The sequence below is a fragment of the Paenibacillus taichungensis genome (genome assembly GCF_050994985.1).
Lineage (GTDB): Bacteria > Bacillota > Bacilli > Paenibacillales > Paenibacillaceae > Paenibacillus > Paenibacillus taichungensis.
In genome coordinates this window covers 478,193-495,035 of record NZ_CP194720.1, presented here as the reverse complement: position 1 = coordinate 495,035, position 16,843 = coordinate 478,193, and the positions used below count along the sequence as shown (strand labels likewise).

Annotated in this window: 9 protein-coding genes and 1 tRNA gene; 2 read left to right on the top strand and 8 right to left on the bottom strand. The window is 46.4% G+C overall.

Annotated features, from left to right (window positions below):
* Window positions 1-105: 105 nt before the first annotated feature.
* The 7 genes from lon to ACR1R9_RS02295 all read right to left on the bottom strand — a co-directional run bounded on the left by lon (window position 106) and on the right by ACR1R9_RS02295 (window position 10,229).
* Window positions 106-2,445, bottom strand: coding sequence for an endopeptidase La (gene lon, locus ACR1R9_RS02325; protein WP_076290793.1), 2,340 nt, complete (start codon window positions 2,443-2,445; stop codon window positions 106-108).
* 86 nt (window positions 2,446-2,531) lie between these two features.
* Window positions 2,532-4,286, bottom strand: a complete 1,755-nt coding sequence (gene lonB / locus ACR1R9_RS02320; RefSeq protein ID WP_076290794.1) for an ATP-dependent protease LonB — start codon at window positions 4,284-4,286, stop codon at window positions 2,532-2,534.
* Between the two features lie 169 nt (window positions 4,287-4,455).
* Entirely contained in the window at window positions 4,456-5,553 is a 1,098-nt protein-coding gene (gene ispG / locus ACR1R9_RS02315) for a flavodoxin-dependent (E)-4-hydroxy-3-methylbut-2-enyl-diphosphate synthase (RefSeq protein ID WP_076290795.1), read from the bottom strand.
* Between the two features lie 123 nt (window positions 5,554-5,676).
* Window positions 5,677-6,930 carry an ATP-dependent protease ATP-binding subunit ClpX gene (clpX, locus tag ACR1R9_RS02310; RefSeq protein ID WP_063566713.1) on the bottom strand — a complete coding sequence of 418 codons (1,254 nt, stop codon included), beginning with the start codon at window positions 6,928-6,930 and terminating at the stop codon, window positions 5,677-5,679.
* Between the two features lie 12 nt (window positions 6,931-6,942).
* Entirely contained in the window at window positions 6,943-7,533 is a 591-nt protein-coding gene (gene clpP, locus ACR1R9_RS02305) for an ATP-dependent Clp endopeptidase proteolytic subunit ClpP (RefSeq protein ID WP_024633993.1), read from the bottom strand.
* Window positions 7,534-7,910: 377 nt separating this feature from the next.
* On the bottom strand, window positions 7,911-9,251 hold the full coding sequence (gene tig / locus ACR1R9_RS02300; RefSeq protein WP_076290796.1) for a trigger factor: 1,341 nt from the start codon (window positions 9,249-9,251) through the stop codon (window positions 7,911-7,913).
* Between the two features lie 135 nt (window positions 9,252-9,386).
* Window positions 9,387-10,229 (bottom strand): hypothetical protein, encoded by an 843-nt coding sequence (locus ACR1R9_RS02295; protein ID WP_433923764.1) that lies wholly within the window; start codon window positions 10,227-10,229, stop codon window positions 9,387-9,389.
* Window positions 10,230-10,555: 326 nt separating this feature from the next.
* Between ACR1R9_RS02295 and ACR1R9_RS02290 the strand changes: the two genes are divergently transcribed.
* Both ACR1R9_RS02290 and ACR1R9_RS02285 read left to right on the top strand, forming a co-directional pair.
* Window positions 10,556-10,629: transfer RNA gene (locus tag ACR1R9_RS02290), tRNA-Arg, on the top strand.
* 430 nt (window positions 10,630-11,059) lie between these two features.
* A complete protein-coding gene (locus ACR1R9_RS02285) occupies window positions 11,060-12,292 on the top strand; it encodes a CynX/NimT family MFS transporter (protein WP_099858118.1) in 1,233 nt (410 codons plus the stop codon).
* Window positions 12,293-12,533: 241 nt separating this feature from the next.
* On the opposite strand, the gene ACR1R9_RS02280 is transcribed toward ACR1R9_RS02285, so the two are convergent.
* Window positions 12,534-16,523 (bottom strand): S8 family serine peptidase, encoded by a 3,990-nt coding sequence (locus tag ACR1R9_RS02280; RefSeq protein WP_433921833.1) that lies wholly within the window; start codon window positions 16,521-16,523, stop codon window positions 12,534-12,536.
* Window positions 16,524-16,843: the final 320 nt, after the last annotated feature.

Here is a 16,843-nt window from a genome sequence, read left to right as displayed (position 1 = left end):
GGTATTATGCCATGGATTGTTCTATCATACCAAAAAAACCGTTCCAGCGGACGCCAAAGCTTCCGCAGAACGGTTTACTCTTCATACGATCCCTCGTTTAACGGACTACAGGTGAATTCCTGCCTGTTCCACAAGCGCATGTTGCAGCACCTGATCCATATGAGCTACAGGAACAAATTCCACATCTTCTTTGATGCTGTCTGGAATATCCCGCAGGTCCCGTTCGTTATCCTTGGGCAATAATATTTTTTTGTAACCGGCACGGTGAGCCGCCAGTGATTTTTCCTTAAGTCCGCCGATTGGCAACACACGACCACGAAGCGTTATTTCGCCAGTCATGGCAATGTCCTTGGAGACATGTTTGTTTGTTAGAGCAGAGATCAACGCAGTTGCCATCGTAATTCCGGCAGATGGTCCATCCTTCGGAATGGCTCCTTCCGGAACGTGGATATGGATATCGTTCTTCTCGTGGAAGTCGGACGGAATGCCAAGCTGTGCAGCTTTGGATCGGGTGTAGCTGAATGCCGCCTGAGCCGATTCCTTCATGACATCGCCCAGTTTACCCGTCAACGTCAATTTCCCTGTACCAGGTACAACGGTAACCTCGATCACGAGGGTATCTCCACCCACTTCAGTCCACGCCAGTCCCGTCACCGTACCAATCTGATCTTCCAGTTCGGCCATACCATAGCGAAATTTACCCGGACCAAGGTAATCCTTCACTTCATCTGGTGTAATGTTAATCTGACCTTCTACACCAGACACGATGTTTTTGGCCGCTTTCCGACACAACGAAGCCATCTGCTGTTCCAGATTCCGTACGCCGGACTCTCGTGTATATTCACGAATGACACGCAGCAAGCTGTCATCCCCGATATTCAGCTGATCTTCTTCCAGGCCATGGTCCTGTTTCTGTTTCGGCAGCAAATAGTTTTTGGCGATTTGCAGCTTCTCCAGTTCGGTATATCCCGGAATATTGAGCATCTCCATCCGGTCCAGAAGCGGACGCGGAATGTTATGCACTGTGTTGGCAGTTGTAATAAACATAACGTTAGATAAGTCAAACGGCAACTCTACAAAGTGATCACTGAACGTGTTGTTCTGTTCGGGATCAAGAACTTCGAGCAACGCTGCGGAAGGGTCTCCGCGGAAGTCCGAAGCCATTTTATCGATCTCATCCAGCAGGAACACCGGATTGAGTGAACCCGCCGTCTTCATGCCCTGAATGATACGGCCTGGCATTGCACCCACATAGGTGCGACGATGACCGCGAATTTCTGCTTCATCTCGCACGCCCCCCAGCGATATTCTGACGAATTCGCGTCCAAGGGATCTGGCGATAGAGCGGGCAAGTGACGTTTTCCCGACCCCTGGAGGTCCAACCAGACAGAGGATCGGTCCTTTTAGCTTTTTCACCAGCTTCTGAACAGCCAGATATTCAAGTACACGTTCTTTCGGTTTTTCCAAACCGTAGTGATCTGCATTTAGCACATCTTCAGCCTTTTGAATATCCAGATCGTCGGCTGTCATCTGCGTCCAAGGCAGTCCGAGCAGCCAATCCACATAGTTGCGTATAACGCCGCCTTCGGCAGAACTTGATGGCATTTTCTCCAGACGATCAATTTCTTTCTCAACCTTTTCCTTCACCTTGTCCGGCAAGTCAAGAGCCTCCATTTGATTTCGGAGTTCCTCAACTTCCCCGGCACGGCCTTCTTTCTCACCCAGCTCTTTTTGAATCGCCTTCATCTGCTCACGCAGATAATATTCTTTCTGGGTTTTCTCCATCTGTTTCTTCACGCGCTGACTGATCTTACGTTCAAGCTCCAGCACTTCCCGCTCATTGTTCAGGATGTCCAGCAGCTTCTCCAGCCGTTCACGAACGTCGATGGTCTCCAAAATCTCCTGTTTGTCCTTTATCTTCAAAGACAGGTGACTGGTGATAACATCGGCCAAGCGACCTGGTTCTTCAATATCGGACACAGCAGCAAGTGTCTCAGGTGTAACTTTTTTGGACAGATTAATATAATTTTCGAACTGGTTCAGAACTGTACGCATCAGCGCATCCGTTTCCGGATGACTGTTCTCCTCTTCAGGAAGCTCTTGAGCCAGAACCTCATAGTATTCCTCGTTGTCCGTATATTCAATGATTTCAGCCCGTTCCAAGCCTTCCACAAGTACACGAATCGTCCCGTTTGGAAGTTTCAGCATCTGTCTGACCTTGGCAACGGTTCCGATTCTGAAAATGTCCTCTTGTGTTGGTTCTTCAATATTTACCTCGGCTTGGGAACATAGGAGAATCAAATGTTCTTCTACCATCGCTTTTTCTAAAGCCTTGACCGATTTCTCCCGGCCCACATCGAGATGCAGTACCATACTCGGGTAGACGAGAAGTCCTCTTAAAGGCAGTAAAGGAAAACGACGACCTTTCGCTTTGCTCGGTCCCATCGCTTTCGCACCTCCAATGGCTCTCAGGTTGTAGTCATTCATTATTCTATCAAATGTTCACATAAAAAACCAATGAAGGGAAGCGCTTAGCAGCTTCCCGAATCTGTAACCTGTCCTGGACGGGGCAAGTCAGCACGCAAATAGGATGCGGATGCCGGTGGGAAAATCTCCGGTGCCGGTGTCGCTGTCTCCTCCGCAAGGTTGATTTGTTTGGCTTGCTCCTCATTGGGCACCCAGTCAAATACTTCTCGGAATACGTCTTCAACAGTATCGACCGGGATAACACGTAAGCCATCCAGATTTTCAAAGATGGACTGCCAGTTCTCTGCCGGAATAATGACCGTCTTCGCACCCGCCTGGAATGCAGCCTCCACTTTGGCGAGTACACCGCCGATCGGTTTTACCCGGCCATGAATACTGATCTCGCCAGTCATCGCTGTCTCATGGTCAATCGGACGCCCCTGGATGGCTGATGTAATGGCTGTCGCCATAGCAATCCCGGCAGATGGGCCATCAATTGGCGTTCCACCTGGAAAGTTGACGTGTAAATCATAATCGTTAGGACGAATACCCATGGCCTTTAATACGGTTAACACATTTTCAACCGAGCCTTTAGCCATGCTTTTTCGCCGGAGTGTGCGCGAACCGCCTCCAATCTCTTCTTCATCCACAACTCCCGTGATGTTAATTCGTCCCTGATCTCGAAGAGCCGGAACAGCGGATACTTCGATCTCCAGAATGGTGCCCATATTCGGTCCATATACGGCCAAGCCATTCACAAAACCGATCTGCGGCCGCAAAGGCACCTTGCGATCTGGTCTGGGCTGAATCTGGCTGCTGCCAGCAACCCATTCCACATCCGAAGCCTGCAACGTTTCACGTTTTTCAGTCAAAGCCAGCCCCGCAGCGAGCTGAATGATATTCACCGCTTCACGACCATTGGTTGCATAGCGCTTAACCACATCCACTGCTTCTGGACACGGACTGAATCCGATTTTCTGAACGGCATCTTCCGCGATTTGCCCAATCTCTTCGGGCAGCAATGGACGGAAATAGACCTCCATGCACCGGGAGCGCAAGGCAGGAGGCAGTTCATGGGGCGAACGAGTCGTCGCTCCGACCAGACGAAAATCGGCTGGCAGGCCATTTTGAAAAATATCGTGGATATAAGCAGGAGTATGCGTGTCTTCCGAGTTATAGTACGCACTTTCCAAAAAGACCTTGCGGTCCTCCAACACTTTCAGCAGTTTATTCATCTGGATGGAATGCAATTCACCAATCTCATCAATAAAAAGCATCCCTCCGTGCGCTTTGGTAACGGCACCGGGTTTCGGCTGAGGAATACCAGCTACGCCCATCGCTCCTGCTCCCTGATAGATCGGATCATGCACTGAACCAATCAAAGGGTCAGCAATACCCCGTTCATCAAAACGCGCCGTCGTGGCGTCGAGTTCCGTGAATTTGGCATCGGCCTTGAAGGGAGATGACGGATTCTTTTTGGCTTCTTCCAAAACCACCCTTGCCGCAGCTGTTTTACCTACCCCTGGAGGTCCATATATAATGACATGCTGAGGATTAGCACTGCATAGTGCGGCTTTAAGGGCGCGAAGTCCGTCTTTTTGCCCTACAATGTCATTAATGGTTGCCGGACGTGTCTTCTCTGACAGGGGCTTGGTGAGTGAAATGGAGCGCAACTTCCGCAGCTTCTCCAGTTCCTTGCGGGATTCACGCTCAACCGCACCGCGATTCGTTTTCTGCCCACGAAGCAAATTCCAGAAATACAAACCGATCACCACACCAAAAAATAACTGAATCATCATTATGACCATACCAAATTCCATGTCTCAACATCCTCCTGTTCTATCCCTATTCTCATATGAGATCATGCTAATACTTGGTAGTATAGCCTTTTCACCGAGACGTAAACGGGTGATCGGGAAATTGTATGTTTGAGAACAAAAAACAGCCCGTCAATGATGACGGACTGTTACATAACGATATATAAATCAATCAGTGCGAGCGACCAGGAATAACGCCTGTCGTTTCATAGGACTCCACGATTTTGTCGATCTCTTTTTTCAATTCCTCAACCATGATTTCTTCCGGAACTTTACGGATCATTTTACCATGACGGAACAACAAGCCTTCTCCACGTGCACCGGCAATACCGATATCCGCTTCCTTGGCTTCACCCGGACCGTTAACGGCACAACCCAACACCGATACTTTGATCGGCACCTTGAGTTTGGAGATATACTCTTCCACTTCATTCGCAATGGAGAACAGATCGATATCCAAACGCCCACAGGTAGGACAGGAAATCAGCGTAGCTGCATTGGAAATTAGACCAAAGGTTTTGAGCAGGTCACGAGCGACCTTGATTTCCTCAACCGGGTCTGCACTAAGCGATATCCGCATCGTCGAACCAATACCCATCGATAACAAAGCACCCATACCGGCAGAACTTTTAATTGTACCCGAGAACAATGTACCCGCCTCGGTAATCCCCAGATGCAACGGATACGGAATGATTTGAGCTGCTTTGGTATACGCCTCAATCGCCATCGGCACATCCGATGCTTTGAGAGACACGATGATATCATGGAAATCCAATTCTTCCAAAATACCAATGTGATAAAGTGCACTTTCTACCATAGCATCAGCTGTTGGGTAACCATATTTCTCAAGCAAATGGTTTTCCAGAGATCCTGCGTTTACCCCGATTCGAATCGGAATACCCTTCTCTTTACAAGCTTTGACGACTTCCTCTACTTTTGCACGTTTACCGATATTGCCGGGATTAATCCGTACTTTATCGATGCCGTTCTCAATCGCAAGGAGCGCCAGTTTATAATTAAAATGGATGTCCGCTACGAGCGGAATATTAATCCGTTTTTTGATTTCCTTGATGGCTGCTGCAGCTTCCTCATTGTTCACTGTTACACGCACCACTTGGCATCCTGCTTCTTCCAAACGCAAAATCTCTGCCACGGTCGCCTCAACGTCTGCCGTTTTCGTTGTACACATGCTCTGGATGATGACTTCGTTGCTGCCACCAATCGTTAAGTTACCCACTTTTACGGGTCGTGTATCTTGTCTTAAAAACATGAGTGATTTCTCTCCCCACAACGTCAAAGCTCCACCCTGACAGAGACATGAATTCGCCTTCTGCCAGGAGTGGAGAACTGACAAGTCTATATTTCAGTGTTGAAACGGAATATTAACCTTTAGTTAGGCACTTTCTTCCTGCTTGTCGTCCTTGGATTGGCTTAGTTCAGGCACGACTCTCTTCTCAACGACTTCTTCGGTAATGACACAGTTCGTAACATCATCACGGGAAGGTACTTCGTACATAATCTCAAGCATAATGCCCTCGATGATTGCGCGCAGACCACGTGCACCCGTGTTACGTTTAATGGCTTCCTTCGCAATCGCCAGTAATGCTCCTGGTTCAAACACCAGATTTACATTATCCAGTTCAAGCAATTTTTGGTATTGTTTCGTAAGCGCATTTTTTGGCTCGGACAGAATCCGTACCAATGTATCTTCGTCCAGAGGCTCCAAAGTGGAGATAACTGGCAAACGGCCTACAAACTCCGGAATCAGACCGAATTTCAGCAAGTCTTCCGGCAATACCATACCCAGATATTCACCTGGTTTAAGATCTTTTTGTTCCGCAACGGTGTTAAAGCCGATGACTTTTTTACCGATCCGGCGTTTGATCATTTGCTCGAGACCATCAAAGGCACCGCCACAAATAAACAAGATGTTGGTGGTATCAATCTGGATGAATTCCTGATGTGGATGCTTACGACCACCTTGTGGCGGTACAGAAGCTACAGTTCCTTCCAGGATTTTCAGGAGCGCTTGTTGAACACCTTCACCCGATACATCACGTGTAATGGATGGGTTCTCGGATTTACGCGCTACTTTATCAATTTCATCGATATAAATAATGCCGCGCTCTGCTTTTTCCACATCATAATCAGCAGCTTGAATCAGCTTGAGCAGAATGTTCTCTACATCTTCGCCGACATAACCTGCTTCAGTCAATGAAGTTGCATCAGCAATAGCAAAAGGAACATTAAGGATTTTGGCCATCGTTTGCGCAAGCAACGTTTTACCAGAACCCGTAGGTCCTAACAGCAAAATGTTACTTTTTTGCAATTCAACGTCCTCAATCTTGCTTTGTGTGTTGATCCGTTTATAGTGATTGTAAACCGCTACAGACAAAGACTTCTTCGCCTGATCCTGTCCAATGACGTACTGGTCAAGAATGTCGCGGATTTCTTTCGGTTTTGGAATATCTTTGAGGTCCAGTTCTTCGTCATGACCGAGCTCTTCCTCTACGATTTCAGTGCACAGTTCGATACATTCATCACAAATGTAAACGCCCGGTCCAGCGACCAGCTTGCGCACCTGTTCCTGAGATTTACCGCAAAAAGAGCATTTCAATTGCCCTTTCTCATCGTTAAATTTAAACATGAAACCACCCCTTTAGGAATTGATCGGTCTGCTGAGCACCTGGTCAATAATGCCGTACGTTTTGGCTTCTTCAGCACTCATGAAAAAGTCACGGTCTGTGTCCCGCTCGATTTTCTCAAGGGGTTGACCTGTACGATCGACGTATATTTGATTCAGTTTCTGACGTGTTTTAATAATCCATTCTGCGTGAATTTTGATATCCGCAGCCTGTCCTTGAACGCCGCCAAGCGGCTGATGAATCATCACTTCGCTGTTAGTCAGCGCATATCGTTTGCCAGGAGCACCGGCTGTCAGCAATAACGAGCCCATGCTTGCTGCCATACCTACGCAAATGGTCGATACATCCGGCTTGATATATTGCATCGTATCGTATATACCCATCCCTGCGGTGACAGAACCACCAGGTGAATTAATGTACAAGCTGATATCCTTCTCAGGATCGTCGGCTGCCAAAAACAAAAGCTGCGCTATGACAAGATTGGCTACATCGTCATCAATCGCACTGGTTAAAAAGATAATGCGATCCTTCAGCAAACGCGAATATATATCGTAAGACCGCTCGCCTCGATTGGTTTGTTCAACAACCATTGGCACCAGACTCATGAGACCAACCTCTTTTCTACATGTAATTAGACATAGGCTACCTGTAAAGCAAACCCAAATTCATTCTAACACGTTCCTGTGACAATGTCATTTTTCACAAGTGGTGTCAAGACAGAGTGAGTTTACTTTTTTGCCTGATCATATTTAACCATGTTTTCTATGTATGTGCAAATCGGAGCAATCCTATGCCGTTTCACCTTTTTTTTATTTGCAGGAGAACCATAGGACGTTGAATGTGCATAACCAATGCCATAACGAATTCCATCCATATTATTACTGAATCCTCTATAAAATGGATGCCATAATTTAAAAATAAGGCACGCAATGATTCACGTGCCTTATCGTTTATTCAGCTGTTCATTACATAACAGCTTGTCTTATTTTTCGTCAGCTTCTGCAGCAACTTCTTCAGCTGGAGCTTCAACAGCTTCAACGACTTTGCTGTTCTCAACGAGAACATCGATCGTTTTACGCAGTTTCACTTCGTCACGAAGGCTGTCCAGGGAACCATTACCCTCGAGAATGCCACGAATCTCTTCAGCAGGACGCTTGTAAGACTCAGCCATTTTTTCAAGTTCTTGGTTAACTTCTTCGTCAGACACTTCGATGTTTTCCGCTTTACCAACTGCTTCAAGAACCAGGTTGTTACGAACACGTTTGGAAGCATCTTCCTGCATTTGTCCTCTCAGGTCAGCTTGTGTTTGACCGGAGAAGCTCAGGAACATTTCCAGGTTCATACCTTGGTTGCGCAGACGGTTGTCGAAATCACGCATCATGTTTTGTACTTCGCTGTCGATCATTGCAGAAGGAATATCCACTTCAGCATTTTCAGCCACTTTTTCTACAACAGCATTTTCTTGAGCTGCTTTGGCTTCATCTGCTTTGCGGGATTCCAATTGCGTTTTCAGGTCAGCTTTGTACTCTTCAAGCGTATCGAATTCGCTAACATCTTTTGCAAACTCGTCATCCAGTTCAGGAAGTTGTTTACGTTTGATTTCATGTACTTTCACTTTGAATACCGCTTTTTTGCCAGCCAGTTCAGCTGCATGGTAGCTCTCTGGGAAAGTTACTTCAACGTCTTTGAAGTCGCCTGTGGAAAGACCCACAACCTGCTCTTCAAATCCTGGGATGAATGTGTTGGAACCAAGTTCCAGGGAATAACGCTCAGCTTGTCCGCCTTCGAACGGTACACCATCAACGGAACCGTCAAAGTCGATTACAGCAACGTCGCCGTTTTGTGCAGCGCCTTCGTCGATAACAACGAGTTCTGCGTGACGTTGTTGAAGACGCTCGAGCTCTTCAGTCACTTCTACATCCGTTACTTCATGTTTGGCTACAGCAACTTCAACGCCTTTGTAGTCACCCAGTGTAACTTCAGGTTTAACGGTTACTTTCGCTTTGAACTTGAATACTTGTCCTTTAGCGAATTGCTCGACGTCTACGTCAGGACGATCAACCGGGAAGATATCCGTTTGGTCGATTGCTTCTGTGTAAGCTTCAGGAAGCAAAATGTCAATCGCTTCTTGATACAAGCTTTCCACACCAAAACGAGCTTCGAAGATCGAACGTGGAACTTTACCTTTACGGAATCCAGGTACGTTTGCTTGTTTAACTACTTTATTAAAAGCTTTGTCGAGTGCTGCAGTTACACGATCTGCACCCACTTCAACCTCAAGAACCCCAAGGTTCTTCTCTATCTTTTCCCAAGTTGCTTTCATTGTATACTTTCCCCTCCAAAATTCGCATGTTCACGTAGGCAATCACGTACAAAATAACCATTTTAGTATAAACAAGATTAGATTCTTTTTCAAGGGGAATCCCTTGATACGGTTTGAGGAAAACGTTTCCGGGTCCTATTGACCATCCAAACCGGCAGAAACAAACTGCTTCATCGATCGATATGCTTGCTCCAGACGAAAGCGCATCGCCCCTGTCACAGCATACATTGAGCGAGTATTTTCCTCGTCATGCGAACCGCCCAGACTGTCTGCAACGGTCATATGTAGAGCAGCTGCCCATATATCTGTCATGGAATCATTTTCTTCCAGCATGGACAGGTAATCACGGGTTCCGTACACGGCCATGACATATTGAATCCATAGTTCTTGTGCAAAATAAAAGAGCGTAGGTTCATGAACCTCCGTCTGATCTGCCACTCTTTCAAGAATCTGAACGATCTGAATCGGGAAATCCTCAGGTCTCAGCGGAACCGTATCAATCTCCACTTCTACCGGCTCTTCCCCACGAGTAAACGCAATAATGCCTTGAACACCTCGGCGGCGTAATGTCTGAAGCACACGGAACTGAAGTAAAGGATGCAGCGTCTTGTCTTTGAGCCAACCGGTAAGCGAATCATCAATTTCTGGCCGATCGAGATATGCAAGCTGCTCCAGCGCCAGCATCGTTTGTTCAGATAAAGGTTCCTCCATCACGGTACGAAGCAGTTTATCCGCATAGCCGTCATCCTGCTCAAGCTTGGATCGGGCATGTTGACGTGCCATGTCCTCTTCGCTGATTTCCTCTTCCTCACGCTCTTCACGAACCTCGGGTAAATCTTCCCCATAATGAGGGAATGCAGCTTCAAGCCATTCGAGCAGGGCTCGCCATTCGTCGTAATGCCGTTCTTCCTGCCCTTGGCATTGCAGCAAAAAGCGAAGCAGGTCCATCGCTTCACCATATCGTTCATTTTCTAGCATAACCGTCAATTGAATCTGGTAATAGTCCAGCGTCTTAGGAAACAGCACGATATTGTTACTGTGCTCGGTTTCCGGGGTCGTGGATTCCTTAATAGGAGCACCTCCTCTGTATCCTGAATCTCCAGTCGCAATCAACCATAAATAGATGTATATTAAACGAAAGTCGATCTATTTTTTGAGTTCTTCTGATATTCTAACATAACCTTAATTATAATGAAAAAAACGTTACTGCCGCCAAATATCATATACGAAAAATATATTAAAATAAAATGTTTGATATTCATCATTATTTATGATAAAATCAATTTTGCTTGAAAAAATTTCATGTCTCAGTAGCTCAGCTGGATAGAGCAACGCCCTTCTAAGGCGTCGGTCGGGGGTTCGAATCCCTCCTGGGACGTAATTAAAGAAATGCTTCCTTCGGGAAGCATTTTTTTGCGTTCTGGGGATGAGAACCCTTAATGGTTCGTCGGAGCATAAGCTTCGGTAGGATTACTTCGCAGTCTCGACTGCAAGGAGAGTATCCCTCCTGGGACGTAATAAAAAAAATGCTTCCTTCGGGAAGCATTTTTTTGCGTTCTGGGGATGAGAACCCCGATGGTTCGTCGGAGCATAAGCTTCGGTAGGATTACTTCGCAGTCTCGACTGCAAGGAGAGTATCCCTCCTGGGACGTAATTAAAAAAAAGCTTCCTTCGGGAAGCTTTTTTTGCGTTCTGGGGATAATTGAATACGTTAATCGGCTGATGTTGACACGGGATGTTATGCTTGTTTATGTATATGTATGTATCAAAGTATACATATTAGACAAATAAACTATAGGAGATTTACCATGCCATCATCTTTACGTCAAAACTCACCTGACCGCTCTGCAGTCGATAATTCATCGTCAGCATCCATGAAACTTGGGCTCTTGCTGGCAGGCATTATCGTTATCGCAGCAACAATGCGTTCACCTATTACGGCAACAGGTCCCATTGTGGAACTGATCCGTACAGATACAGGAATAAGTCATACATTGGCAGGCTTACTCACCTCTCTTCCTTTGCTTGCCTTCGCGGCAATCTCTCCGTTCGCTCCACAATTGGCGCGAAGATTCGGACTAGAAACCGCTCTGTTAACTGCCATAATCCTCGTGACCATAGGCGTATCCCTCCGGTTTATGCCCTCTGTACCCGTTCTCTTTGCAGGAACAGCGATCCTTGGATGTGGCATTGCCCTGAGCAACGTATTGCTGCCCAGTCTAATCAAAAGGGATTTCCCATTGCGAGTGGGGCTCGTTACCGGACTTTATTCTGTGTCCATGAATATATGGGGCGCTATCGCCTCAGGAATCAGCGTTCCTGCGGCAGGCTTAACCTCCATGGGTTGGCATGCTTCACTCGGCATGTGGGCTATACTGTCCATTTTGGCCCTCATTCTCTGGCTGCCTCACGTCCGTTCTGGACGTCGCGGCGAAGTTTACGTGGCTTCGAAAACGGAAGCGAAACCGGTTCGCCTTATTACATCTTCCTTAGCCTGGTATGTCACATTGTTCATGGGACTGCAATCTTTAATTTTTTACACTACAATTACCTGGCTGCCAGAGGTTCTATCTGATCAGGGTTTCAGTTCCTCTTCAGCGGGCTGGATGTTATCCCTTATGCAAATGGTTAGTGTTCCGGTAACGTTCATCGTTCCCATTCTGGCTGGACGAATGAAAGATCAACGTGGGCTGACAGCAATTACAGGTTCATGTCTGATTCTGGGGTACGCATTCCTTTTGAGCGGCATCTCCTCTCTCGTAACCGTCGGTGTTGCTTTGGCCGGCGTTGGAGCCGGGGCTTCGTTCGGACTTGTAACCATGTTTTTTGTACTGCGTACGTCTGATGCAAGACAGGCTGCGGGACTTTCAGGTATGGCTCAATCCTTTGGGTATATGCTGGCAGCCGTCGGGCCGTTGCTGTTCGGCGTGCTTCATGATTGGACACAAGGATGGACCCTTCCCTTGCTGGTACAGGTTCTTCTCGCCATTGTATTACTGATAGCAGGTATAAAAGCCAGCAAGAATCGAGTGATCGGTTAGATTAATTTACGCTCCCCTTATGAGTGACAGGCTAACAAAACCTGTCTCCATGAGGGGAGCATTTTATTATTAGCGGACTTTCATGCGAACTATATTCAATTTACAACTAACAGGACAACAAGCAGTTATCCATTCACTCAACAGAGAAAAAACAAAATAAAACGGTCTCCATCCCGCGAAGATCAGGATGAAGACCGCTTATGTGAAAAACAATTGCTTCAATAAATAAGTGCCGAAGAGTTTATTTCACTTTTACCGTGATCTTATCAGTGCTGGTGACACCCGCTGCGTTGAGTAACTCAGCCCGGTAAGTATACGTGCCCGAAGTGCGTCCAGTCAGCGAAGTAACGGCACTTTGCGCATTAGGCGTAACCGCATTGAGTGCTTGGGTATCGATCAACTTATCATTTTCGTAGAGGCGATACTCAGTAGCATTGGTTCCCCACCACAAGTTCATAGTTACCTTATAATTACCGTCGCCATCCCAGTTATCTTGAGAGAGAACTGCTTTGCCTGGCGATGCGTTGGTAACCTTGACTGTCAGTGTCTGACTCCGCGTGGTCCCTTTGTCGTTCGTTAGCTCAGCTACGTACGTATAGGTGCCGTTGGCTTTGCCTGTGATCTTCGTTTGGGCAAACTGTGCCAGAGGCGCATTGTAGGTCAACTTCTGCGTATCGATCAAAACCCCGTCCTCATAAAGCTTGTAGCTGGTGGCATTCTCGCCCCACCACAGGTTCATGGTAACGATATATGAGCCTTCGCTCAGGCCATTACCAACCCAATTATTATGAGACAACACAGGTGTGCCAGGCGCTTTGACAGCTGGAGTTTCCGGCTCAGTCTCCTTGGATTTCAGACTCAGTGCCGTAGTGGCTTTACCAGAAAGCCCTTGTTGGTCTTTTACCGTAAGTTCAACGGCATATTCACCTGCTTGGATGCCTTCTAAAGGAAGAGTGAAGCTACCATCAGGTTTTACTTCAAATACACCCTCCTTGTAAATCGAACCATTCTCTTTTTTCAGGACATACGTTGCTTTCAAGGCAGCCGCTGGGTCAAACTCAATGTTCCAGTTCTCTTTAAGTGAAGGAGCAACACGGAAGTACAAGTCATCCACACTGCCGTTAATGACAGCAGATTCATCTTGCTTGAATTCCAACTTATCTGGTGCTGTTACAACAGGCGCTGCTTTTTTCACCAAAAATGGAGAAGTATCTTCGATATACGTTTTGCCATCAACACCGATTGTAGTGATGTCAACCGTATAAAGACCATCTGGAATAGTTGTTACCTCGTCGGTAGTGTAGTCTGCATACTGTCCATCCCAAGCTAAATTATATCTTGTGTTGGCAGCAAAATTGTAGTAGTTCCCAAAAATAGATCCAATATATCCATCTCCATAATAGCCACCATCCGGGTTAAGGCCATCAAAGATCTCAATAAGGGCAAAATTCATAGGATTGTAGAATTCCATAGCTACATTGAGTGTATCCAGCGTACCATCAGACTTCAATGGATAATGGAACGGGTTCTTCTCTGTACCATATACAGTCTCAATGTATTTAACGCCTGCCAGGGTAAGGTTGAAATGTGCGACATATGGAACACTGAATGTGTCCGTTCCATTAGACAACTGAAGGTATCCTTGCGCTTCTGTTACCGCAGTAACACCTTTTGGAACTGTAATAGTAACCTGTAACTCTTCCTCACCATTCAGTGTAAAAGAGTTCTTGTCCACCGCAACGGATACACCAGGGATTGTACGTGTCGGATTCACGCTTACAGTGTAGTTTCCACCGCTGCCATTCAGCGACTCCACTTTGATCGTTTTGCTGACGGTTTTTTCGTCCGTGCTGAGGAAGTTGCCAAAATTGACACTACCCGTTACATTTGGTTTCTCGACAGCCACGCCATTCTCTGTGTATTTCGTTACATCCAATACTTTAACAAATGCAGCAGGATCAATCGTTTTCACCGCTTGAATACGCCCTGCACCTTGATCAAACACATCGTAATTGGTTGTGTTGAGCACTTTACCATTGTTCATGAGTGCTACTTTAATATCAAATGGTGTCCAGTCACTGTGCTTTTCAATCAACAGGGCAACTAGTCCGGCAACATGAGGCGTGGCCATACTTGTACCTGATTTACGATCATAAGCCTGTGAATAATCTGCTTCAGGCTCGTCCTTGCCATAGGCAGGAACAGTAGACAGAATGCTGGTACCGGGTGCAACTATATCCGGTTTGATATCCAGAGTCACCTTGGCTGGTCCGCGGGAACTGGATGGATTCATTTCATCTCCAGCCGTTTGACCTTTAACGAAGTCACTGAAACTCACTTCAACGCTTTGACCAGCATCCAGCTCAGCCTTGATACTTTCTCCATCTTCCTTCGACATGCTCAAGGTTGGAATAAGTTCAAAATTATCTCCCAAACTCACACCGATCGGGCCTGGAATATTGTTGTATACGATAATAGCAACTGCACCAGCAGCTTTGGCATTGGCTACTTTCTCTACAAATGCCAGCTCACCGCGCTGTACAAAAGCCACTTTGCCTGTAAAATCCTTGCCTTCAAAGTCGGTCGGTTTACCCAACCCTGCGAATAAAAGATCATATTGATCCGTCAAAACAGATTCCGGATCTGCTGAAAGACTCCAGCCCATTACATCAAGTCGGTACACCGACTCAGTAACAGCCAATGGATTTTGTTCCGTTTCAGTTGGAGCAATAGCAGGCTCTTCTTTCACAGGTGCAACCTCTGGAGAGGTTTCGACTGGTGCCGAAGGCGAGGCTGGCTGAACACCCTCTTCTGATTGGCTGGCTACCACATCTAAATCTGTATCATCGTCAGATGCTGATTCAGACAATGCAGCTTCGTTTGTTGATGAAGCTTCATCACCTGTCACATCTTCCGGTGTGGTTGATGGTTCACCTTGAGCCGGAACTTCAGGAGTATCCGTACCCGGTGCTGTACCCAGTTCAGGAGACGGCTCAACTTCAGGGACAGGTTGTTCTTCAGGAAGCGTACCTTCACCTTCCTCACCAATCCAGAAATGCGTGTTGGCTGTTATACTCTGGCTAGGCCCTGTGGAGTTACCTACAGTGATTGCCATAGCAGATGCTCCTGGAGAACCTAATGTATAACGATTCGGACCATCATTTCCACTTGCCACAACTGCAGTCACGCCAGACAGCATGGCATTATTCAGTGCAACTGAAGTGATATAACTTGGATCATTGGCAGCGTTACCCAACGAGAGATTGATTACGTCCATGCCATCGGCAACGGAACGGTCAATTCCACCAAGCACCCATGAAGTTTGACCACTTCCGTAGGGTCCAAGCACACGATAGGCATAGATGTCAGCTTCGGGTGCAACCCCGACAATGCCGTAGTCCCCTGCTTCACGAGCAGCAATGGTACCGGCTACGTGAGTACCGTGGGATGTGTAATAGGCGCTTCCATTCGCATTAAATTCAGGTGCGCCAGATCCTTTCCATTCTTCACGTGTTGTCTCATAAGGATCATTGTCATTTTCAACGAAATCCCATCCACCTTTGTAGGCGTCTTGCAAATTAGGATGTTCATAATCGATTCCTGTATCAATAACACCAACTTTGACGCCTTTTCCTTTGTATCCCAGATTCCATACTTCAGGGGCGCCAATAAATGGTGCGGTATCTTTCATATAAGGATTCACTTCATCAGTTTCCGGGGCTACGTTAATTTCAAGGTCAGGGTATACACTGACAACGCCCGGTATGCGAAGCAATTGCCCCAATTGGTTACCCTTAAGTTCAATGGCTACACCATTCAGAGCATATGCGTAATTTTCCAATACTTCGTGTTTGATTTTATTCTGAGTGAGGCTATGTACAAATGACTGTTGTTGTTGCTCGACTTGATTCACAGCCTTTGTTTCCATAGAGGAGGTAAAAGATTTTCCTGAGAGGGTAGATTCGCCTTGCGCAACAGCAACTGGTTTATTGGAGAGCTCAACAATTACTCTTGTATTCTCCCCTCCAAGACCTTCCAGGCTCTTGTCCAAAAATGGATCTGCTGCAAGCTTGCCTTCCCGCTGGGCAAGAATTTCTCGCCATTGTTTGGCTTCGGCCTTGCTTAGCGAATTCTCAAGCTGTACACCTACAGGAGCGGCTCCGGCCGCTGGCATGATGATAGAAAAAGTCATCAGGATACTTAACAATATAGATATCAATCGTTTATTCAAGGCTATGCCCCTCCTTCTCAATATGAAAGTACCTCACCAATCGCTTGGGTCCTGCAATGACAAGTACTGCAATACCTGTGACAACTCACCGCCCTATCTGCAAGTAGATTGACCCTTGGTAAATTATTCTACTAAAATAGCACATTTACCTTCTAAATAATTACAAATATGATATAAAAATTACTTATATGGTTCTTGAGTAAGAGAAAAATGTGAAATTGTATTTATTTGTCGATTTAATAATTCAATTTTTAAATACAACATAGGAAAAAAGGCCAAGAGTCTCTTCATTCTGAAAGAGATTCCCAGCCTATTTGTGA